Raw genomic sequence first — 21,224 nt, 5'->3', positions numbered from 1 at the left:
CGCTCAGTCGGTCGGAGGTGCCCCTCACTCGGATCGAAAACGCCCGCCCGGGGTCAGTCCTGCTCGTCGTCGAAGGTGGGGATGTCGGTGCGGTCGTCGGAGCTGGGCATGTCACCCGGCAGCTCCACGGACTGCGTCAGCGGCCCCGGCGACCAGGTGCCCCAGTGAGTTTCGGAGTGCACCTCCATCGCCGCCTGCGCGGGCAGCGCATCCGCCTCGTACGGGTGCACCACGAACAGCGAACCCCAGTCCTGCTGCGGATCGTTGCGCAGGTACGTCGGCAGCTCTCGGACGCTGGACGCCACGGTCAACCAGCCGAACGGCCCGCCGGCATCCGGCGACGACCAGCCCTCGCCGATGTCCCGGACCTCCTCGCCTGCCGACACCCGGAACTGCGGCATCTCCGCGATCCCGTTGTACAGCCCGGAAATCCGCAGGCAGGGATGCACCAGCGCGGCGGGCCACTCGACGAACGTCGCGCTGCCGCCGATGACCTCGGTCATGTTCGTCAGCTTGGGCACCCGCGGCGCGGTCACCGCGAGCCAGCCCTCACGGCCCAGCGCCTGGTCGACCGCGACCAGCCGCATCTTCGTCGCGCCCTCGGCTTCGGCGCCGAGCATGTAGCGGTGGTCCCGCCACCCGGGCGGCGGCCCCTGCGCCACGGTGTAGCGGCCGGTGACCTGGAAGCCCCGGTCGGTGTCCTTACCGAATTCGAGGACCACGAAGTTCGCCCCGGTCTCCGCGCCCGCCAGGCTCACGGCCACCGGCACCTCGCCGTTGCGGGCCGACTCCGGCAGGTCATACCAGGGAGTGCGCAACTCGCCGGTGTTCGTGCCGGCCTCGTCGAAGCTGCCCCACACCGGGGCGTTGTCGCCGCCGAACTGGTGCGGCGGCTTCCAGTTCGGCGAATCCGGATCGGCACCGTCGCTCGGGGGCACGCCCGGCCGGGTGAAGCCGACCTGCTTGGGCTGGAGGTACTGCTCGGCGGTCTCCCGATCGGCCAAGCGGCGCGGCGGCACCGGCACGTCGGAGTTCTTAGTCGGCGCGGCCACGGCGGGCTGCTCGGGCGACACCGGCAGGACGCTGGCCTGCGGATCGGTCTCCACCCCGATGTAGTCCGACAAGCCGCAGCTGGTCCCGGTGAGCTGCTTGATGTTGTCCGTGGACAGGCTGTAGCTGTCGCCGCGCTCCTGGATGGCCTTGCCGAACGCCGAAACCTCGCCGAACACCATGAGCGCGCACAGCACCGATAGCGGCGCGGTCCCGAGCCGCAGCGCCCGGCTGCGCTTCTCCGGGCTGTCCCAGCGCTCATCGACGATCTTCGGGTTGTTCTCGTCGATCCGCAGGTGCTCGATCAGCGCGATGACGCCCGCGATCCCGGCGAATACCAGGAACAGCGTGCTGAACTGGTGCCCGCTGATCGACGGCGGTTTGTCGAACCAAGGGATGCCCCAGCCCGAGACGTACCACCAGGCGTTCGGACCGGTGGAGGCGAACGCCAGGATCACCATCAGCCCTGCGACGAAGGCCGCCCGGTTGCGCCGGGAGCGCAGCACGGTGGTGCTGGTCGCCAACGCAGTCAGCGCGGCCAGCGCACCACCGAATGCGGCGAAGATGCCGAAATGGTGGGTGTGCTTGGTGGGGGTCAGGGCCAGCACGGCGAAGCACAGCGCGGTGACCGCGAGCAGCCGTCGGCTCGAGCCGAGCGCAGCGCCACGGATGCGGCCACGCCGCAGCAGCACCACAGCGCAGGTCGTCAGGCACAGGATCACCAGCAGCACCGGGAACCGGCGGGTCAGCGAACCGTCCGGACTCTGGCTGAACAGCAGGCTGTAGCGGTTGAGTTCCTCGTACCAGCGGCCGTTCGGACCGAAGGTGGTCTTGAGCTCCATCGCGTCCATGACCGACTGCCACGTCTGGTCGTAGAACAGCAGCGTCAGGATCACGAACCCGGAAGCGGAGATCGGCGCCAGCACCGGCACCCAGCCGAATTCCTGCGCCCGCTTGCGCACCAACAGGAACAGCGGCTTCACCGCGGCGATGTAGGGCAGCACCGCGACGAGGCCGTGTGGGTTGACGCCCACCGACAACGCGGCGCCGACCAAGCCCAGCGCGGCGGGCATCAGCCGCCCGGTCGCGACGGCACGCTCCACGGCGCACAGCGCCAGCAGTGAGAACAGCACCACGACCGGCTCGGCGCGGAGCCCGTTGTTGTAGGGCAGCCAGAACGCTAGGAACACCGCGGCGGCGGCCCAGCCGGCGGCGTTGCTGCGCCGCACCTGCTGGCCGAGCCGCGGCAGCACCTCGCGGCTGATCAGCAGCCAGCTCACGATGCCCATCAGCAGCGCGGGCAACCGCACCCACGGCGTCGCCGTCGACACCTGCACCCACAGCGCGTAGAACTCGTAGAACCAGCCGAACGGCGATTCCGGGTTGGCGAACCAGCGGTAGTAGTTGCTGATGTACCCAGCGCTCTGCGCCGACCGCACCATGCTCAGCACATAGCCGTCGTCGGAGGTCATCGCGCCGATCAACCACCACACGACCAGCGCTGCGCACACCGCCGCATCGCGGAAGGTCGGCTTCCACCAGCCGCGCGGGGCCAGCCGCGGCGGACGCCGTCCGGCGCGCACGTCCAGCCGCCGCAGGCAGATCACGGAGCCGATGAACGCCGCGATGGTCAAGGCGATCACCACGAGCTTGAGCGGCGTTGCATAGCTGCTGACTCGAAGGACAGGCCGCGCACGTCGTCGACGGTGTTGTCCAGCGACGAGTAGATGCCGGTCAGCTGGGGGCGCTGGTCGCCGAGAACGCGGGCCCACACCTGCTTGCCGATCCCGGCGGTGGTGCCGGAGGCGTCGGCGCGGATGTTGATGGCGCAGTCACCGGCCGGCAGCGGCACGGTGCTCACCTGCTGGCCCTTGGAGTAAAGCGCGGCTTGGCCGTTGTCGACCTGCAACGTCAGCCCGGTCAGCTTGCCGTAGTCCGATGACGGCGGGTTGGTGCTCAACAGGATTGCCGGCCCCGCGGTGCGCGCGTCCAGGCCGTGCGCGGCAGCGCACGGCACCTCCGCGTCCAGCCACAGCGGCGAATAGGCGACCAACGGCGCGGACACCGACTTGGTGCCTTCCGCGGTTGGCCACCGTAGTGTCACCACATCGTGGTTGACAGGTAGGAAAGGCACGAGCAACGCCAGCACGGTGCCGACGAGCCCGAGCAGCGAGGCGTACAGCCGAAGTTTCTTCGCCGACTCAGGGTGCACGGGGAGACCATACGGCCGGTGATCGACCGTAGTTGTGCGCACCCCTCGCGTGTTCGCCGGGCCGCTTCTGCATACCCGCAGCGCCCTGTGTTCCCGCTGGTCAGAACCCGTGAGTACTGCTGGGTGGCACAGCGCCGAGGACACTCACGGCGACTTACCGGACTGAGCCGGGCTCGCGTTCGTCGTCTGGTCGGCCACCAGCACGTCCACGTCCCGGCCCCGCCCGGTCCGGTGCAGCACCAGCTCGGCGAGCAGACCGACGGAGATCATCTGCACCGCGAAGATCTCCAGCAGGATCCCCAGCGTCAGCAGCGGGCGGGTGCCGATCGACTGGTCGGTGAACAGCCACACCCCGCTCAGGTAGAGCAGGATCAGCGTGCCGATCGTCCCGGCCAGCAACCCGAGCCCGCCGAACAGGTGCGCCGGGCGCCGCCCGTAGCGGGTGAGCGCGACGACCGTGAGCAAGTCCAGGGCGCCGCGCACGTACCGCTCGAGCCCGTAGTTGGACTTGCCGTGCACCCGCGGCCGGTGGTGCACGGCGAGCTCGCGGACCCGGTAGCCGAGCTGGTGCGCCAGCGCGGGGATGTAGCGGTGCAGCTCCCCGTACAGCGGCACGCGCCGGTAGACCTCGGTCCGCGCCGCCTTGAGCCCGCAGTTGTGGTCCGCCAGCTTCAGGCCGGTGATCAGCCCGGTGACCCAGTTGAACACCTTCGACGGCAGCCGCTTGCCCAGCGGGTCCTGCCGTTGCGCCTTGTGCCCGCTGATGAGGTCGGCCCCGTTGTCGAGCTCCGCGAGCAGCCGCGGGATCTCGGCGGGATCGTCCTGCAGGTCGGCGTCGAGCGTGACCAATAACTTCCCGCGGACCTCGGCGACCCCGGCGGCCAGCGCAGCGGCCTTGCCGAAGTTGCGCCGCAGCCGGATGCCGCGGAACCGGGGGTCCTGCCGGGCCTGCTCCGCGATCACCTGCCAGCTGTCGTCGGTGCTGCCGTCGTCGACGACCAGCAGCTCCCACGTCCGGTGCTGCTCCTGCATCGCATCGCGGATCTCGGCGAACAGCCGGGGCAGGTTCTCGCGTTCGTTCTTGGCCGGGGCGAGCAGCGAGACCTCGACTTCCGGTGCGGCATCTGTCATGGCTTGACCTGCGGACTTTCCGTGAGGGGCCGGATCCACCAGCCGTCGGGGAAGTGGAAGGCGACGCGCAGCAGCCCGGGCTGCGCGGGGGCGACCGCCTCGAAGCCGAGCCCGATCTCGATGCCGGGCGTCTGGGCTTCCGCGTCCGAGCGCGGGATGTCGACCACCCCGCCGCCGACGACCGTGTCAGTCTGGTCGAGCACGGCGATGCACTCGGCGCGTTCGATCCCGGAGATGGCCCAGCCCTTGAGCATCCGCGCGCCGCCCTGGACTTGGTCGGTCTCCACGTTGAGCACTACGTCGCGGCCGTCCGGCCGGGGCTCCCGCAGCGCGCCGACGCTGGGGGCCCGCCAGTCCGCGGTGCTGACCCGGTCGCCGATCTCCACGCCGTCGGGGCAGCCCAGCGTGAACTCGCCGGAGAACGGGTAGTGCCCGAGGGCCTGCAGCCGCGGCAGCAGCCGGTCCGGTTCGGGGAACCGGTCCTCGAACGCGTCGGGGTGACCGATGCGCGCGGCGATGGCCAGCAGGTTCTGATTCGGCGCATCGGCCCGCACGCTCTGCGCCATCGGGGCGCCCAGGGCTACGGTGGCCAGCACCGTGCCCGCGACCGCGACGGTGCGGATCTTCGGCCAACGCGGCCAGGCGACCACGATCACCAGCACCGCGATCCACAGTGCGGCGGTCATGCTGTTGTACCGGCTCTGCAACCCGGCGGCCTCGCCGAACGCGGCGCGCGAACCGGAGATCATCGCCGCGCACCCCACCGCGTAGATCGCCAGGCCCCACCAAGGAGCGGCACTGCGACGTTCTTCTGCGGTCTGCCGGACGTGCAGCGCGAGCACCGCGAGACCCGCCACGCCCGCGATCAGCGCGATCGCCGGTTCGGTGCCGGTCCACACCATGCCGAGCATGCTCAGCCCGGCGAGCAGCGCCTGCGCAGGATCGTCGGTCGGCGAGCTGCCGCCTCCGCCCTGCGGGCCGCGCAGCACCAGCCAAGACGCCACTACGAGCACCCCGACCACCGTCGGGGCCGCGATCGAGCGGCGACGGTCGCCGCGCAGCAAGGCCACCAGGGCCAGCGCCGGCCACACCGCGAAGGACGTGCCGTAGCTGATCGACGCCAGCAACCCGAACACGATCGCCAGCACCCGGTGCTCCCGCTGCATCGCCAGCAGCGCCGCGAGCACCAGCATCAGCGCGAGGATCCACGACGCCCCGCTCATCGAGCGCACGTAGTTGTGGATGCCGTGCGGGTTGAAAACCAGCGTCGAGGTCGCCGCCACCAGCCCGGCCCGCTGCCACGGGTTCAGCGACTTCGGCAGCATCGTCCACACGAGCAGCACGGACACGACGCCGAAGACGATGATCAGCAGCCCCAGCGGCTGGTTGAGCCCGTGCCCGTACCGGGCGCTGAGCCAGAACAGCAGGCTGGGCAACACGAACGGGTGCTCGTTGCGGAACCCGAACAGTGCCTCCGGGCGCAGCGACCCGTCGTCGTTGGTGATGTCGAGGAGGACCCACCAGTAGTCGTAGAAGTGCATCTGCGGGTAGCGCAGCACTTCCCGAAGCATCATCAGCGGCGGAACGAGCGCCGACAGGCCGAGGAGCAGGGGGCCGAACCGCCGCACGAGGCCTGGAACGGGGGCTTCGGGGGTGGCGCGTTCGCCCCGGTTCGTGTCGGATGCGATGTCTGTCACGCTTTGTCCCCAGATCCGAATCAATAAGCGACTCACGTTAGCAAGCGCAGGTCAGGGCCCGGCACCTTCCAACGTCAGGTGGCTGGATTTGACCACGGGGATCCGGTGGTCGTATGCTGCCGCGGCTCGTCCGTCTCCGGCCTCCACGGCCGGGTCCTTCCCGCAGTTGCGGCCCCGGTCGATCGGGGTTGGGAACGCGGTCTGTATGATGGATGAGAACTTCTCGCCGCCGGACGGGCGGAGAGATTAAACGCCTGTTTCGAATGCGGTCGCCCGTGCGGCTCGGCTGCCGAGACAGGAACCCACCGAGGCGCTGCACCGGCGGCGTGGTAGGAATCCTCGCCCCGCGCGGTCGAGGTGGACGTCCGCCGCAGACCTGGTGAAGTAGCGAAACCGAGCAGCAGGAGACTTCCGACTCATGTACGCGATCGTCAAAACCGGCGGCAAGCAGTACAAGGTGGCTGTCGGGGACGTCGTCGAGGTCGAGAAGCTCGAGGGCGAGCTGGGCTCCGAGGTCAGTTTCCCGGCGCTTCTGGTCGTCGATGGCTCTGAGGTCACGACCGACGCCGACGCGCTGGCCAAGGTGTCGGTGACCGGCAAGCTGGTCGAGCAGACCAAGGGCCCCAAGATCCGCATCCACAAGTTCAAGAACAAGACCGGCTACCACAAGCGCCAGGGTCACCGGCAGAAGCTGACCCGCGTTGAGGTCACCGGCATCACGAAGTGAGGACCTGAGTAGTCATGGCACACAAGAAGGGCGCATCCAGCTCTCGGAACGGCCGCGACTCGAACCCCAAGTACCTCGGGGTGAAGCGCTACGGCGGCCAGGTCGTCAAGGCCGGCGAGATCCTGATCCGGCAGCGGGGCACCAAGTTCCACCCCGGCCTCAACGTCGGGCGGGGTAACGACGACACCCTGTTCGCGCTGTCCGCTGGCACTGTCCAGTTCGGACGTTACCGCGGCCGCAAGGCCGTCAGCGTGCTGCCGGCCGAGGCCTGACCCGGCTCTCGGCTGCGAAGTACTTCCCGACGAGGGGCGGGTCCGGCTAGTCCGGCCCGCCCCTCGTCGTTTGCGTTGTGCGGGTGGTCACGCCCCACGGCAACATCGCGCCCCGCGCGGCACCATCGAGGTAGGTGACGTTCGTGCGCCCCTGGTTCGCACGCGCGGAGCGCTAAGACCGTTTTCGCCGGGCCGGGCTCGGCCGGAGTTTTCCTGGAGGCATTCGTGTCGCGGTTCGTTGACCGCGTGACCATCCACGTCGCGGCAGGCGACGGCGGGCATGGCTGCGCCTCGGTGCACCGGGAGAAGTTCAAGCCGCTGGGCGGTCCGGATGGCGGCAACGGCGGCAAGGGCGGCGACGTCCAGCTCGTCGTGGACCCCAACGTGCACACGCTGCTGGACTTCCACTACCGCCCGAACGCCCGCGCGGCCAACGGCAAGCCGGGCCAGGGCAGCATGCGCAACGGCGCGCAGGGCGGAGACCTGGTCCTTCCGGTCCCGGACGGCACAGTGGTGCTGACCGCGGCCGGTGAGGTGCTGGCCGACCTGGTCGGCGCGGGCACCACGTTCGTCGCTGCCGCCGGTGGTCGTGGCGGGCTGGGCAACGCGGCGCTGGCGTCCAAGGCTCGCAAGGCGCCGGGCTTCGCGCTCCTCGGCGAGCCGGGGGAGCAGTCCGAGCTGGTGCTGGAGCTGAAGTCGGTCGCCGACGTCGGCCTCGTCGGATTCCCATCGGCGGGCAAGTCGTCGCTGATCTCGGTGCTTTCCGCGGCGCGGCCGAAGATCGCCGACTACCCGTTCACCACGCTGGTGCCCAACCTCGGCGTGGTCACCGCGGGCGAGACGGTGTTCACCGTGGCGGACGTGCCCGGCCTGATCCCGGGTGCTAGCGAAGGCCGCGGGCTGGGCCTGGACTTCCTGCGCCACATCGAGCGCTGCGCGGTCCTGGTGCACGTGGTGGACTGCGCCACGCTCGAACCCGGTCGCGACCCGCTGTCCGATGTGGACGCGCTGGAGACCGAACTGGCGCAGTACACCCCGGCGTTGAAGGCCGAGCAGGGCGGCCAGGACCTGGCGTCCCGCCCGCGCATGGTCGTGCTCAACAAGATGGACGTGCCGGAAGCCAAGGAGCTGGCCGAACTGGTCAAGGCGGACGTCGCCGCGCGCGGCTGGCCGGTGTTCGAGGTGTCCACCGCCTCCCGCGAAGGGCTGCGCGAGCTCAGTTTCGCGATGGCCGCCGAGGTCGAGCGCTACCGCGCGGAGCTGCCGCCGCCGGAGCCGGCGCGCGTGGTGGTCCGGCCCACGGCCGTGGACAGCGGCAACTTCACCGTCGAGCCCGATCCCGAGTTCGAGGACGCGTTCGTGGTGCGCGGCGAGAAACCGGAGCGCTGGGTGCGGCAGACCGACTTCGGCAACAACGAAGCGATCGGGTTCCTCGCCGACCGGCTGGCGAAGCTCGGTGTGGAGGAAGCCCTGGCCAAGCGCGGTGCTAAGCCCGGCAGCCAGGTGACCATCGGCAACATGACCTTCGACTGGGAGCCGTCCACGCCGGCCGGGGTCGCGGGCGTGCTCGGCCGCCGCGGCACCGACCTGCGCATCGACCACGAGGACCGGATCTCAGCAGCGGACCGCAAGGCGGCGAAGAAAGCCCGCCGCAGCTCGCTGGACGAGTTCGGCCGGTTCGTCGAGGAGGAGGAAGGCCGGTGAGCGATCAGCTCTCGGCGACCAGGAAGGCAGTCGCGGCGGCGCAGCGCGTTGTCGTGAAGGTCGGGTCGTCGTCGCTGACCACCACGAAGGGTGGCCTGGACGCGGCGCGGTTGGCGGCGCTGGTCGACACCGTGGCCCGGCGAGTCGCCGCTGGTGGCCAGGTTGTGCTGGTGTCGTCCGGGGCGATCGCGGCGGGCATCGCGCCGCTGGGGCTGCGCCGCAGGCCGAAGGACCTCGCGACTCAGCAGGCCGCGGCGAGCGTAGGCCAGCAGGCCTTGGCGCACGCGTACGCGGAGTCCTTCACGCGCTACGACCTGACGGTCGGGCAGGTGCTGCTCACCGCGGACGATGTGGTGCGCCGCGGCCACTACCGCAATGCGCAGCGCACCCTGAACCGGCTGCTCGGACTCGGCGCGGTGCCGGTGGTCAACGAGAACGACACGGTCGCCACGCACGAGATCCGCTTCGGCGACAACGACCGGCTGGCGGCGTTGGTGTCCCATCTGGTGGGGGCGGACGCGCTGGTCCTGCTGTCCGATGTAGACGCTCTGTATGACGGGGATCCGCGCCGCGGCGACGCTTCCGCGATCCGCGAGATCAACGGCGACGCGGACATGGAAGGCGTGCGGGCGGGTCGAACCGGCGCGTCCGGCTTGGGCACCGGCGGCATGGCGTCGAAGGTGGAGGCGGCGAGGGTCGCCTGCTCCTCGGGGATTCCCGTGCTGCTGACCTCGGCAGCGCTGGCCGACCGCGCGCTCGGTCCGGCCGACGTCGGCACGGCGTTCGCGGCGACCGGCAGCAGGCTGTCGGCCCGCCGCTTCTGGCTGGCGCACGCCGCCGGAGCCAATGGCCGCCTGTGGTTGGACGACGGTGCGGTGGCGGCCGTGGTCAAGCGCCGCCGTTCCCTGCTCGCGGCGGGCGTCACGGCGGTGGAGGGTGCCTTCGACGGCGGCGACGTGGTCGAACTGGTCAACCCGGTGGGCAAGGTGGTGGCGCGCGGAGTCGTCGCCTACGACGCGACGGAACTCCCGGACCTGATCGGCCGCTCGACGCACGAGCTACCGGCGGAACAACGCCGAGAGGTGGTCCACGCCGACGACCTCGTCCCGCTGCGCTGAGCAGCCCGCAACGGGTTTTCGGGGCGGCGGGCACCTTTGGGCGACCATGTAGCTGTACACCCTGCAGTCAAAGTTGCCCTTCACTCACAAGCCGTCGGGGTCAGCGGAGTTCGGTGCCCTTGGTTTCGGGGAGGGTGCGGATCACGAAGAACGCGACCGCCGCGCCGATGGCGATATACCAGAAGAACATCGTCGACAGCTCGTAACGGGCGAGCGCCTGGATCACCAGCGGCGCCGTGCCGCCGAAGATCGCGACGGTGAGGTTGTACCAGGCGCCGATGCCCAGGCCGCGCAGTTCGGTCGGGAAAAGCTCCGACATGATCGCCGGCGCGATCGAGGTCATCGCCGTGTACAAAGCGACTCCGACGCAGAACACCACCAGCAGCCCGCCCAGTCCGGGGCCGACCAATGTGGACAGCGGAACGATCAGGACCGCGATCGCCGCCGACCAGACCAGCAGCTGCGGCTTCCGGCCGATTCGGTCCGACAGCGCACCCATCGGGTACTGCAGCACGATGAACAACGCGGTGGCGATCGACAGCGCAAGGAACACGTCGGTGGCGTCGGCGTGCCGGTTCTGCACCGCGAACGGGGTCAGCGCGCTGAAGAACGTGTAGTAGCACAACGTGGACAGCATGCTGAAACCGACGAGTTGGCCGACCGCCTTGGGGTGGTGCTTCAGCGTCATCCACAGTGGATTCTTCAGCGCCTTGGCCTTGGTGCGGTTGTCCTCGAACTGCTCGGTCTCCTCGAGCGTGCGGCGTAGCCAGATGCCGAGCACCCCGAGCACACCGCCGATCAGGAACGGGATCCGCCAGCCGTAGTCGGTGAGCTGGTCCTTGGTGAGCAGCGCGGTCAGTGCGAAGCCGAGCAGCGAGGCGACCAGCAGCGCGGAACCGGTCGAGATGTAGAAGAAGGCCGAGTAGCGGCCCCGCTTTGCCGGTGGCGCGATCTCCGCCAGGTAAGCCGACGCGTTGGACACCTCGCCGCCCAGCGAGAGTCCCTGCCCGACCCGCGCCAGGACCAGCAGGATCGACGCAGCCCAGCCGATCGTCTGGAAGGTCGGCAGCAATGCGATGATCAACGAGCCGCCTGCCATCAGCGAGATGGTCAGCAGCATCGCCGTCTTGCGGCCCCGGAGGTCGGCGAACCGGCCGAGCAGCCAGCCGCCGAGCGGGCGGAAGAAGAACGCCAGCGCGAACGCGGCGAGGGTGTTTATCAGCGCGAGTTCGCCGGGGAAGAACGCCGCGGCGAAATAGACGCTGAAGGCCGTGTAGATCGTCCAGTCGTACCACTCGACCGCGTTGCCGATGCTGGCGGCGACCAGCGTGCGAAGGGGTAGTCGGGATTTCTCGGCCGTCGCCGCTTCTTGCGCCATCGCATCCTCCGGTGCCTTGGTAGGACGCCCGTGCGCGCCGGAGGTGTGCTGTTGTCCTCCGGACCTCGTACGGGTCACGACACAGTACGGTCTGCGTTGCCTGTGCGGAAAGGTCCGAATTCAATTAGCGGGAGGACCTGGACTACAGGGAGCGATGGGGGTCCCGGCCAACTCGTGCGCGGTCTTGTTGCACTCGGGGCAGGTCGTCCACAGCCACGCGACGTCGGAGTTATCCACGGTGATCTGCTTGCCGCACAGCGTCTCGACCTGAGAATCGGCCGGAAAGCCGCCGCGGGGTCGGGGTTTCAGCGTGGCGTGTCGCTGTCCGTTGCCCGGTTGCCAGCGAAACGGGTGTGGCATGCATGATCACCGCCTGTTCAAATCGATTTGAGGCGTCCGCCGCGTGTCGCGTCCGGCAGCCAGTTCCGGGACGACGCCGACGGGAGCGCGGTATCGGACACCGGGGGTGCGGTGCGCCTGGGGTGGTCGTCGTCGCGCGTACCATTTTGGTGGTACTGAAACGGATGGCCAATTACCTGAACAGGTAGTAGTTACCAGACCCGAATTCTGTTTCGCTATGTTTCATGACCCGTACCACTGGTGGCACGCCGAAGGCCCGCGCCCTCGGGGCTGAGCTGCGCGAAGCCAGGGCAGAGGTCGGCAAGAGCCTGCGTGCGCTGGCACAGGAGCTCGACACCAATCACGTCAGGCTGATGCGGTACGAAACGGGTAAGTCCGTCCCGCCGCCGGAAGTGGTGGCCGCCTTCATGACCGCTCTGGGTGTTTCGGCTACCGAACGTGATCGACTTGTCGAGATGGCCCGCGATGCCGATGCGCCGAACTGGCTCACCGCGGACCGCTCCGGCGTGCGGCAGGAGCTGACCGCGCTGATCGAGTTCGAGCGCACCGCCACTCACATAACCAATGTGGCCACCGGGCTGATTCCGGGGCTGCTGCAGACTTCCGACTACGCACGCGCCGTGATGCGCGGCCGGCCGGTCGGTGAGGCCGAGAAACTGGTGCTGATGCGCGTCGGCCGCCGGGAGATCCTCTCCGCCCGCAGCGGCCCGCGGCTGACGGCGATCATCAGCGAGCACGCGCTCCGGGAGCCGATCGGCGGCCGCGCGGTCATGGCCGAACAACTCCGCAAGGTGGCGGAACTGGCCGACTGGCCCAACATCGACGTCCGGGTGGTGCCCAGCGGTTCGACGACGTGGCATCCGGGGCACGTCGGGCCGTTCGTGGTTTTCGAGTTCCCTAAGGCGCAGCCGATAGTTCACTTGGAGCACTACCGTTCTGCTGCTTTTCTCTACAACCCCGGACTCGCGCAGGAATATCTGGACGCGATCACTACCCTTCTCTCGTTCGCGATGGACGACGCCGATTCGATCGCGTTCATCGCCAAGTGTGCGAACGAAATGGAGGCCATCGCGTGAATACGGCAAAGCCGGTTGGTTGGCGGAAGTCGAGCCGGTCGGCGCAGGTGACGGACTGCGTCGAGGTCGGTCGCTTCGGTGACGGGGCGGCCGTCCGGGATTCGAAGCAGCGGACGGCGGGGTATTTCACGGTTTCGGGCGATCAGTGGCGATCGTTCGTCGCCGGAGTGCGTGCCGGTCGATTCGATTTCTGACGCCACCTCCCGCGGTGCCCTCGGCTCGAGGTTCGAGGGCACCGGGTCGCTTCTCCGCATTTCGTTCACATTTGGGCGTTTTCGTGATCCATTTCGGGTGAATTGAGTTCGCTGTTCCGAGTCGGTCGAATGCATTGCCGCGTCGGGCAGACTGGCCCGGTGACCACAGTGCGCGAGCTCGCCGGCGAACTGCTGGAAGCCCTCGCCGAGGAGGACCCGCTGAACGAGCTCCTCCAGGGACTACCGGGAATCGACCACCGGCTCAACGACCTCGACGAGTTAGCGCAATCGGCGCTCCGGCAACGCGCACTGCGCATCGCCGACACGCCCGCGAGCTCGATCCCCGGCCAGCGGACCGGATCACGCGCGGTGTGGTGGTGCAGCAGGCCGACGGCGTGCTGAAGATCCGGCGTGCAGGCGCTGTCCTATCTGGTCGGTCGCCTGGAGATCCAGCGGCTGCGCGCCAGGGCCGAAGCCGAGCTGGGCCAGGACTTCGACCTCCGAGCCTTCCACGACGTGGTGCTCGGCAACGGCCCGCTGCCGATGCCGGTCCTCGACGAGGTCATCGCCGGATGGACCAAGGCACGTTGGGTCGGCTGATCGCCCTTGAGTGCTTTTCGTTGCTGTAGAAGTGTTTCCGGCTCGTCCTGCGCGGCGGTGCGGCGGCGGAACCGCAGACGCCGTCAGGTCTCCGAGATCCCCGACTTGTGCATGACCCAATGCGCGGCGCTGGGGCTGTCCTCGCCAGACGACGTCTGAGCGAATTGCGGGGGTGGGCTTAGCGGCTTCGCCGCCTCAAAGACAAAGCCCGCCCTGCCGCACCTCGGAGATCACTCCCTGAACGGCCTCTATTGCGCCAAAGTACTCAGGGTCCTGAGCTGCGGCGTGGTTGCGAGGCCGATCAAGAAGTGGTGGCGAGGGTGAAGGGCAGGACTGCCGGGGCGCCCGCTTGGCGGAGCAGGCGGCTGGCGACCGTGATGGTCCAGCCGGTGTCGGCGTAGTCGTCCATCAGCAGCACCGGTCCGTCCAGCGTGGACAGCTTGGCGGAGAGCTCCTCGGGCACCTTGAACTGCTGCCAAATCGACGCCACCCGCTGGGCGCTGTTCGTGGCGCGCCGGGGCGTCGTGTTCGGGTTCGTCAGCACCTCGCCGAGCAGCGGCAACCGCCCGATCGTGGCGATCCGCTCAGCGAGGCTGCGTACCAGGCGTGGACGCGTCCGCGAACCGAGCGCGACCACGCCCACCGGCCGCTGCGCCCACTCCCACGCGGCCAGCACCTTGATCCCGGCCTGGAACAGGTCGTCCGGCAGTTCCTGATCGGGCGCGCCGGTGGCGAGCAGCTCCCGCAGCCGGTTGCCCCAGCCGATGTCGGTGAGCCGCCCGATCGCCCGGCCCGTGGTGGCCTGCTGGTCGGCGGGCAGCTTGCCGGAGACCGGGATGCCGAGCGCAGCCATGCCACTCGGCCACATCTTGCGGGGCGAAACCTCCACACCGGGTCGGCGCAGTCGCTCCTCCGCCTGCTGCACCGCCTGGTCGTCGACGTCGCCGGAATAGCCGGAGCCGGTGCAGTTGTCGCAGCGCCCGCAGGGCTCGGCCGCCGGATCGTCGAGCTGCCGCCGCAGGAATTCCATGCGGCAAGACGACGTGCCGAGGTAGTCGAGCATCGCCTGCTGCTCGGACTTCCGCTCCGCGGCGATGCGCTCGTAGCGCTTGGCCTCGTAGTGCCACGGCTCGCCGGTGGCCTCCCAGCCGCCCTTCACCCGGCGGACGGCCCCGTCGACGTCCAGCACCTTCAGCACCATCTCCAACCGGGTGCGCCCGAGCTCGACGTGCGGTTCGAGCGCAGCCGTCGACATGCGTTCCTGCTGCGCCAACGCATCGAGAACGGCGCGCACCGTCGGTTCCGGCGGGAAGGCCAGCGACGCGAAGTAGCTCCATATGTCGCGGTCCTCCGGGCCGGGCAGCAGCAGTACCTCGGCCCGCTGCACACCGCGCCCGGCGCGCCCGATCTGCTGGTAGTAGGCGATCGGTGAGGACGGCGCGCCGAGGTGGACGACGAATCCGAGGTCGGGCTTGTCAAAACCCATGCCCAGCGCGGAGGTCGCCACCAGCGCCTTGACCCGGTTCGCCAGCAGGTCGGCCTCGGCCTGCTGCCGCTCGGCGGGATCGGTGCGGCCCGAATAGGACGCCACCTCGTAGCCCTGGTCGCGCAGGTAGGCCGCGATCTCGTCGGTCGCCGCCACCGTGAGCGTGTAGATGATCCCCGAACCAGGCAGTTCCTTCAGGTGGCTCGCCAGCCAGCCCAGCCGGGCTTGCGCCGTGGGCAACCGGACCACGCCCAGTCGCAGGCTCTCCCGGTCCAGGCTGCCGCGCAGGACCAGCGCTTCCTGCGGATCGGTGAACTCGCCGCCCACCCCGAGCTGGTCGGCGACGTCCTGCACGACGCGGTCGTTCGCGGTGGCCGTGGTCGCGAGCACGGGGACGCCCTCGGGCAGCTCGGTGAGCAGCGTCCGCAGCCGCCGGTAGTCCGGGCGGAAGTCGTGGCCCCAGTCGGAGATGCAGTGCGCCTCATCGACCACGAGCAAGCCCGCGGCCTGGGTGAGCTCCGGCAGGATCGTGTCCCGGAAGTCGGGGTTGTTCAGCCGTTCCGGGCTGACCAGCAGCACGTCGACCTCGCCGGCGGCAACCTGCTCCTCGATGTCGGCCCACTCGTCTGAATTCGCGGAGTTGATCGTCGCGGCGTGCACTCCGGCCGCCGCGGCCGCATCGACCTGGTTGCGCATCAGCGCGAGCAGCGGCGAAACGATCACCGTCGGGCCTTCGCCGAGTTCGCGCAGCAGCGCGGTGGCGATGAAGTAGACGGCGGACTTGCCCCAGCCGGTGCGCTGCACCACGAGCGCTCGACGACGCTCCAGCACCAGTGCGCGGATAGCGCTCCACTGGTCCTCGCGCAGCGCGGCGTCGGGGCCGGCCAGCGCGCGGAGTCGGTCGTCGGCGAGTTCGCGCAGCGCGTTTTCGTCCACGACCCGATTCCTACCGGATGCCCGCGACGTGCCACGTCCGGGGTGACCGGGCGTGAAAATCCGATGTCGGGGCGCTGGCCGAACGGACTAGTCTGTGCAGGTGACCACCACCGAGTCCACGATCACAGACCAGGTGCCCGGAGACGAGCTGCGGGAGCAGGTCCGCGACGCGGCACGGCGGGCCAAGCGGGCGGCGGCGGAGCTGGCACAGGCCACCCGTGGCGACAAGGACGCGTTGCTGCACGCGATGGCCGACGCGCTGGTGCAGCGCGCGCCGGAGATCCTCGCCGCCAACGACCGGGATGTTGCCGCCGGACGCGAGTCGGGGATGCCGGAAGGCCTGATCGACCGGCTGAGCCTGAGCGCCGAGCGCGTCGCCGCGATGGCCGACGGGCTGCGCACGGTCGCCGGTTTGCCGGACCCGGTTGGTGAGGTGGTGCGCGGCGGCGTGCTGCCCAACGGGTTGCAATTGCAGCAGGTCCGGGTACCGCTCGGTGTGGTCGGGATCGTCTACGAGGGGCGCCCCAACGTCACGGTGGACGCGGCGGGGCTGACGCTGAAGGCCGGCAACGCTGTGCTGCTGCGGGGTTCGTCCTCGGCGGAGCACTCCAACACCGCGCTTGTGGCGATCCTCGCCGACGTGGTCCGCGAGCGGGGCCTGCCAGCCGACGCCGTGCAGCTCCTGCCGTGTCACGACCGGGCGTCCGTGCAGCACTTGATCACCGCGCGCGGGTTGGTCGACGTGGTGATCCCGCGCGGGGGCGCTGGGCTGATCTCGGCAGTCGTGGAGAACGCCACGGTGCCGGCCATCGAGACCGGCGTCGGCAACTGCCACGTGTACGTCGACGGGAGCGCTGACATCGACACCGCGCTGCGCATCCTGCTCAACTCCAAGGCCCGGCGCCCCAGCGTGTGCAACTCGGCGGAAACGGTGTTGGTGCACAAGGAGATTGCGGAGGAGTTCCTGCCCCGAGCGCTCGCCGAGCTGCACGGCGCGGGTGTGACCGTGCACGGCGATGAGCGAGTCGTCGAGGTCGGGGGCTCCAATGTGGTTCCCGCGACCGATGAGGACTGGGACACGGAGTTCTTGTCGCTGGACATCGCGGCAGCGGTGGTGGATTCGCTGCCAGACGCGGTCGAGCACATCCGATCCCACGGCTCGGGGCACACCGAAGCCATCGTGACCAGTGACGTCCGCGCAGCCCGGCAGTTCACGGTGCAGGTGGACGCGGCTGCGGTGATGGTCAACGCCTCCACCGCGTTCACCGACGGAGGCGAGTTCGGGATGGGCGCGGAGATCGGTATCTCCACCCAGAAGCTGCACGCCCGCGGCCCGATGGGGCTGCCGGAACTGACCTCCACGAAGTGGCTGGCCTTCGGCGACGGGCACGTGCGGCCGGGCTCCGCCGCGGCGAACACCAGTTCGTGCCCGGGGAGCTGACTTCACCCAGGCGCCGCGCCGCAAGCGTGGCTCGGCCGCGACCAAGGAAGCGCTGTTGCAGGCCGCGTCGGCGTTGTTCGCCGAGCGGAGCAGGTGACCGATTACATCGACAAGATGCTCGTCGACATGACCGGGCTGTTCGCCGAACACCGCGAAGAACCGGCCGACGACCTGCTCAGCGCGTTGATCGCGGCGACGAGCAGGACATTCGGGCACGGGGCCCGTGCCACTGCCTCGGTGCCCAGCTCGCGAAGATGGAGCTGCAGGTCGCGCCGCGCACGCTGCTGACGCGGCTGCCAGGACCGCGTTTCGCGACGTCCGCCGAAGACGTCGACTGGAAGACCGGAATGCTCGGTGCCCTGCGGATGCTGCCGTCATGGCAAGGTGTCGGGTGATCCCGCTCATAACTGGAAGAGGTGGCGAATGAGCTGGTCGATCGAGATCGACGCGGACACCTGCATCGGTTCCGGCATGTGCGCCGGCGTCGCACCGGACCACTTCGAGCTGGTGGACGGCTACTCCTGCGCCAAGAAGGCGACGGTGGAGCCGACCGACGAGGTGGTCGACGCGGCGGAGTCGTGTCCGGTGGAGGCGATCCTGGTCAAGGACGCCGAAACCGGCGCGGCGATCGCCCCGGAAAAGTGACGCAGACCACTTTCGAAATCGCGTCATGGTTTCCCAGGTGCGCCCGTCACACCGGTGCGCGCCTGAGAAATGGCAGCGCCCGCGACCTGAGGTGGGCCCCCAGCCGCCGAGGGTTGCGCAGGGCCGTGGGGCCCGGCTCAGGGGGAGCGTGGGCCGGGCTCCACGGCCGGCGTGGCCTGGGCCCCGCTCATAGGGAGTGTGAGCCGGGCCCAACGGTCGCCGCGACGCGCGACGCACGCCCCGCCGATCGGCGCGGGCTGTCGGCTTTCTAGGCTTGTCAGCTATGTCTCGTCGCAGGATCGGGGTCATGGGTGGCACCTTCGATCCCATTCATCACGGGCACCTGGTGGCAGCCAGCGAGGTGCAGGCCCAGTTCGGCCTGGAACAGGTCGTGTTCGTGCCCACCGGCCAGCCGTGGCAGAAGAGCCACGAGGTGGTTAGCCCCGCCGAGGACCGCTACCTGATGACGGTGATCGCCACCGCGTCCAACCCGCGGTTCCTGGTCAGCCGCGTCGACATCGACCGCAGCGGCCCGACCTACACCGCCGACACCCTCACCGACCTGCACCAGCAGTACCCGGACGCGGAGCTCTACTTCATCACCGGGGCCGACGCGCTGGAGCAGATCCTGTCCTGGCACCGGGTCGACGAGCTGTTCGACCTGGCGCACTTCATCGGCGTGACGCGGCCCGGCTACTCGCTCAACGGGGCCCACCTGCCCGCCGGGGCGGTATCGCTGGTGGAGATCCCGGCGATGGCGATCTCCTCCACCGGCTGCCGGGACAGGGTCCGGGCGGGCCTGCCGGTCTGGTATCTGGTCCCGGACGGAATCGTGCAGTACATCACGAAGCGAGGCCTCTACCGGGAGGAAGCCGGCGCGGAGTGGGGCCCGTCCGGTTCCTGACACGCCCCGCCCCTCGTCGCGGTCGGAAGCAGATCGTTAGGGCGCGGGTGACCGTGGGCGTGGTCAAGACGGCGTCGAACGCCGACGGGATGGGCCGGTGCTCGCCTCACCCAGTCGCGCGACCTGCGTGTTTCACCGCCGGGTGAAGGACCGTGGTGGGCGGGGCCCGGGGCGATTCGGTCTCCGCGCGGGCGCCCATGCGGGAACGCCACATGCGAACCCGAGGACACCTGGGGCGGCCGCGGCTTCGGCCCGAGGGACGTGGAGGCGGGTTCGGCCTGGTGCGAGGCGGGCTGGCTATCCTCTACCCGGCGTGGGTCGCACACCGGACCCACCCGAGAGGAGTGACGTGGCAGCCACCGAGAACGCCCGCCGGCTGGCTCTGATCGCGGCGCAGGCCGCGGCGGACAAGAAGGCCACCGATGTGGTCCTGCTGGATGTCTCCGAGCAGTTGGTCATCACAGACTGCTTCCTGATCGCTTCGGCGCCCAACGAACGGCAGGTCGAGGCGATCGTCGACGCGGTCGAGGAGAAGCTGCGCGCCGCCGGCACCAAGCCGGTGCGCCGGGAGGGTGCGCGCGAGGGTCGGTGGGTCCTGCTCGACTTCGTCGACGTGGTGGTGCACGTCCAGCACTCCGACGAGCGCGCGTTCTACCAGCTGGAACGGCTGTGGAAGGACTGCCCGCAGATCGAGTTCGAGGACCAGAACGCGCCCGCCGAGGCCGACTCGCCGGACTCCGAATCGTGAGCCTGGACCGGTTAGTCCTCTGGCGGCACGGCGAGACCGGCTACAACGCCGCCGGCCGTCTCCAAGGACACCTCGACAGCGCGCTCACCGAGACCGGCCAGGAGCAGGCGCGGCGCGCGGCACCGGCGATCGCCCGGTTCACTCCGGACACCGCAGTCAGCTCCGACCTGAGCCGTGCACGCACCACCGCAGCAGCGTTTGCCGAGTTCAGCGGGACTTCGATGCGGTTGGACAAGCGGTTGCGCGAGACGCACCTGGGGGAGTGGCAGGGGCTCAGCGGCGCGGAGGTCGAGCACGGCTGGCCTGGAGCGATGGGCACCTGGCGGGCGGATCCAACGTGGGCGCCGCCCGGCGGCGAGTCCCGCGTCGAGGTCGCCGAGCGCGCGCTGGAGGTCGTGGAGGAGCTCGAATCCCAGCACCAGGGCACCGCGTTGCTGTGCGCGCACGGGGGATTGATCACCGCGCTGACGGCGAAGCTGGTCGGTCTGCCGCTGGACCTGTGGCCGGGGCTGGGCGGCATCAGCAACTGCCACTGGGTTGTGCTGAAGCGGCGTAGCAACCGCGATCACCGCTGGCGGTTGATGGCTTACAACGCCGGGATACCGGTCGAGGGCTGATCGCATTCCTTCCGCGACGTCGTAGGGTTGCGGCGTGCCAATTGCAGTCGTCACCGACTCGACGGCGTACCTGCCGGCGGGATACGCCGAGCGATACGCGGTGCGGACCGTTCCGTTGCACGTCAGCGTTGATGGCGCCGCCGCGGTCGACGAACCCGTTTTCGGCCCCGGTGATCTTGCGCGTGCCTTCGACCGCAAGCATCGGGTCACCACCGCGGGCGCGACGCCGCAGGAATTAGCAAAGGCGTATCAGGACGCGCTGGACTGCGGCGCGGACGGCGTGGTCGCGGTCCACCTGTCCCGGCAGCTTTCAGGCACTTGGGATGCGGCGCGGCTGGCCGCGCGCGAGGTGGATCCAGAGCGGGTCCGGGTCGTGGATTCCCGATCTGCGGCAATGGGGCTGGGATTTTCGGTGCTCGCGGCGGCCGAGGCGGCGAAGTCGGGAGCAGAGTTGGCCGAGGTGGAACGCTCTGCGGTTTCGACGGCCGAGCGCACGACGACTCTGTTCTCCGTGCAGACCTTGGAATACCTGCGGCGTGGTGGCCGGATCGGAACCGCCGCCGCGGTCTTGGGCACGGCGTTGGCGATAAAGCCGCTGCTGCACGTTCATGACGGGCGCATCGACGCGTTGGAGAAGGTGCGCACGACCACTCGGGCCATGACTCGGTTGTTGGACATTTCGTTGGGGGCAGCGGGTTCCGGCGCCGCCGCGATCGCCGTGCACCACCTGGCCGCGCCGGAGCGAGCCGAGCAGCTCGCCGGGCGGATCCGGGCCGAACTCGGGGAGTCCGCCGACTGCGTCGTTTCGGAGGTCGGCGCGGTCATCGGTGCGCACATCGGGCCCGGAGCGGTGGGTGTCGTGGTGCTCCCGAACGGGTGGCGTTCGGGAGCTTGAAAACCTTTCGGTGGGCGGATTCCACACCTTCGT

General features: G+C 69.5%; 21 protein-coding genes and 1 pseudogene. 15 read left to right on the top strand and 7 right to left on the bottom strand.

Annotated features, from left to right (window positions below; translation table 11 throughout):
- Positions 1 to 53: 53 nt before the first annotated feature.
- The 4 genes from SSPN_RS43830 to SSPN_RS0114630 all read right to left on the bottom strand — a co-directional run bounded on the left by SSPN_RS43830 (position 54) and on the right by SSPN_RS0114630 (position 6,090).
- Complete coding sequence (locus tag SSPN_RS43830; protein ID WP_337466331.1) at positions 54 to 2,684, bottom strand: arabinosyltransferase; 2,631 nt, start codon at positions 2,682 to 2,684, stop codon at positions 54 to 56.
- Between the two features lie 5 nt (positions 2,685 to 2,689).
- Positions 2,690 to 3,262 (bottom strand): hypothetical protein, encoded by a 573-nt coding sequence (locus SSPN_RS62145; protein WP_337466330.1) that lies wholly within the window; start codon positions 3,260 to 3,262, stop codon positions 2,690 to 2,692.
- Between the two features lie 144 nt (positions 3,263 to 3,406).
- Positions 3,407 to 4,393, bottom strand: a complete 987-nt coding sequence (locus tag SSPN_RS0114635; RefSeq protein ID WP_010695784.1) for a glycosyltransferase family 2 protein — start codon at positions 4,391 to 4,393, stop codon at positions 3,407 to 3,409.
- Positions 4,390 to 6,090: a hypothetical protein gene (locus SSPN_RS0114630; protein ID WP_010695782.1), complete on the bottom strand. Its 1,701-nt coding sequence runs from the start codon at positions 6,088 to 6,090 to the stop codon at positions 4,390 to 4,392. The genes SSPN_RS0114635 and SSPN_RS0114630 overlap by 4 nt, the downstream gene beginning before the upstream one ends.
- A gap of 418 nt (positions 6,091 to 6,508) precedes the next feature.
- On the opposite strand from SSPN_RS0114630, the gene rplU reads away from it, so the two are divergent.
- The 4 genes from rplU (at position 6,509) to proB (ending at position 9,911) form a co-directional block, all read left to right on the top strand.
- Positions 6,509 to 6,817 (top strand): 50S ribosomal protein L21, encoded by a 309-nt coding sequence (rplU, locus tag SSPN_RS0114625; RefSeq protein ID WP_010695780.1) that lies wholly within the window; start codon positions 6,509 to 6,511, stop codon positions 6,815 to 6,817.
- Positions 6,818 to 6,831: 14 nt separating this feature from the next.
- Positions 6,832 to 7,089, top strand: a complete 258-nt coding sequence (gene rpmA, locus SSPN_RS0114620; protein ID WP_010695777.1) for a 50S ribosomal protein L27 — start codon at positions 6,832 to 6,834, stop codon at positions 7,087 to 7,089.
- A 213-nt stretch (positions 7,090 to 7,302) separates the two neighbouring features.
- Positions 7,303 to 8,793, top strand: a complete 1,491-nt coding sequence (gene obgE, locus SSPN_RS0114615; RefSeq protein ID WP_044572924.1) for a GTPase ObgE — start codon at positions 7,303 to 7,305, stop codon at positions 8,791 to 8,793.
- On the top strand, positions 8,790 to 9,911 hold the full coding sequence (gene proB, locus SSPN_RS0114610) for a glutamate 5-kinase (RefSeq protein ID WP_010695773.1): 1,122 nt from the start codon (positions 8,790 to 8,792) through the stop codon (positions 9,909 to 9,911). Before obgE ends, proB begins: the two co-directional genes overlap by 4 nt.
- A gap of 100 nt (positions 9,912 to 10,011) precedes the next feature.
- On the opposite strand, the gene SSPN_RS0114605 is transcribed toward proB, so the two are convergent.
- Positions 10,012 to 11,289 (bottom strand): MFS transporter, encoded by a 1,278-nt coding sequence (locus SSPN_RS0114605; protein WP_010695771.1) that lies wholly within the window; start codon positions 11,287 to 11,289, stop codon positions 10,012 to 10,014.
- Between the two features lie 120 nt (positions 11,290 to 11,409).
- Positions 11,410 to 11,649, bottom strand: coding sequence for an HC3 family zinc finger protein (locus tag SSPN_RS54700; RefSeq protein WP_143539499.1), 240 nt, complete (start codon positions 11,647 to 11,649; stop codon positions 11,410 to 11,412).
- A 224-nt stretch (positions 11,650 to 11,873) separates the two neighbouring features.
- Between SSPN_RS54700 and SSPN_RS0114595 the strand changes: the two genes are divergently transcribed.
- The 4 genes and pseudogenes from SSPN_RS0114595 to SSPN_RS0114580 all read left to right on the top strand — a co-directional run.
- Positions 11,874 to 12,725 carry a helix-turn-helix domain-containing protein gene (locus tag SSPN_RS0114595; protein WP_010695765.1) on the top strand — a complete coding sequence of 284 codons (852 nt, stop codon included), beginning with the start codon at positions 11,874 to 11,876 and terminating at the stop codon, positions 12,723 to 12,725.
- Positions 12,695 to 12,919 (top strand): DUF397 domain-containing protein, encoded by a 225-nt coding sequence (locus tag SSPN_RS0114590; protein ID WP_337466329.1) that lies wholly within the window; start codon positions 12,695 to 12,697, stop codon positions 12,917 to 12,919. The genes SSPN_RS0114595 and SSPN_RS0114590 overlap by 31 nt, the downstream gene beginning before the upstream one ends.
- 159 nt (positions 12,920 to 13,078) lie before the next feature.
- A complete protein-coding gene (locus SSPN_RS0114585; RefSeq protein WP_029535336.1) occupies positions 13,079 to 13,321 on the top strand; it encodes a hypothetical protein in 243 nt (80 codons plus the stop codon).
- Between the two features lie 12 nt (positions 13,322 to 13,333).
- A pseudogene (locus tag SSPN_RS0114580) lies at positions 13,334 to 13,519 on the top strand (DUF885 family protein); the annotation flags it as partial.
- Positions 13,520 to 13,820: 301 nt separating this feature from the next.
- Here SSPN_RS0114580 and SSPN_RS0114575 read toward each other — a convergent pair.
- Entirely contained in the window at positions 13,821 to 15,941 is a 2,121-nt protein-coding gene (locus SSPN_RS0114575; protein ID WP_010695760.1) for a RecQ family ATP-dependent DNA helicase, read from the bottom strand.
- Between the two features lie 100 nt (positions 15,942 to 16,041).
- Between SSPN_RS0114575 and SSPN_RS0114570 the strand changes: the two genes are divergently transcribed.
- The 7 genes from SSPN_RS0114570 to SSPN_RS0114535 all read left to right on the top strand — a co-directional run bounded on the left by SSPN_RS0114570 (position 16,042) and on the right by SSPN_RS0114535 (position 21,191).
- Positions 16,042 to 17,382, top strand: a complete 1,341-nt coding sequence (locus tag SSPN_RS0114570; protein ID WP_029535335.1) for a glutamate-5-semialdehyde dehydrogenase — start codon at positions 16,042 to 16,044, stop codon at positions 17,380 to 17,382.
- Between the two features lie 93 nt (positions 17,383 to 17,475).
- Positions 17,476 to 17,670, top strand: coding sequence for a hypothetical protein (locus SSPN_RS56700; RefSeq protein ID WP_010695758.1), 195 nt, complete (start codon positions 17,476 to 17,478; stop codon positions 17,668 to 17,670).
- Between the two features lie 135 nt (positions 17,671 to 17,805).
- The gene (locus SSPN_RS0114555) at positions 17,806 to 18,027 is read left to right on the top strand and encodes a ferredoxin (RefSeq protein WP_010695756.1); all 222 of its coding nucleotides are present in this window, start codon (positions 17,806 to 17,808) and stop codon (positions 18,025 to 18,027) included.
- Between the two features lie 283 nt (positions 18,028 to 18,310).
- A complete protein-coding gene (nadD, locus tag SSPN_RS0114550) occupies positions 18,311 to 18,931 on the top strand; it encodes a nicotinate-nucleotide adenylyltransferase (protein WP_029535334.1) in 621 nt (206 codons plus the stop codon).
- Between the two features lie 349 nt (positions 18,932 to 19,280).
- Positions 19,281 to 19,679, top strand: a complete 399-nt coding sequence (gene rsfS / locus SSPN_RS0114545) for a ribosome silencing factor (RefSeq protein ID WP_010695754.1) — start codon at positions 19,281 to 19,283, stop codon at positions 19,677 to 19,679.
- Entirely contained in the window at positions 19,676 to 20,296 is a 621-nt protein-coding gene (locus tag SSPN_RS0114540) for a histidine phosphatase family protein (protein ID WP_010695753.1), read from the top strand. Before rsfS ends, SSPN_RS0114540 begins: the two co-directional genes overlap by 4 nt.
- A gap of 34 nt (positions 20,297 to 20,330) precedes the next feature.
- The gene (locus SSPN_RS0114535; protein WP_010695752.1) at positions 20,331 to 21,191 is read left to right on the top strand and encodes a DegV family protein; all 861 of its coding nucleotides are present in this window, start codon (positions 20,331 to 20,333) and stop codon (positions 21,189 to 21,191) included.
- The last annotated feature ends 33 nt before the right edge of the window (positions 21,192 to 21,224 follow it).

The sequence above is a fragment of the Saccharopolyspora spinosa NRRL 18395 genome (genome assembly GCF_000194155.1).
In the GTDB taxonomy this organism is placed as follows: domain Bacteria; phylum Actinomycetota; class Actinomycetes; order Mycobacteriales; family Pseudonocardiaceae; genus Saccharopolyspora; species Saccharopolyspora spinosa.
This window is presented reverse-complemented; position numbering and strand designations above follow the sequence as displayed.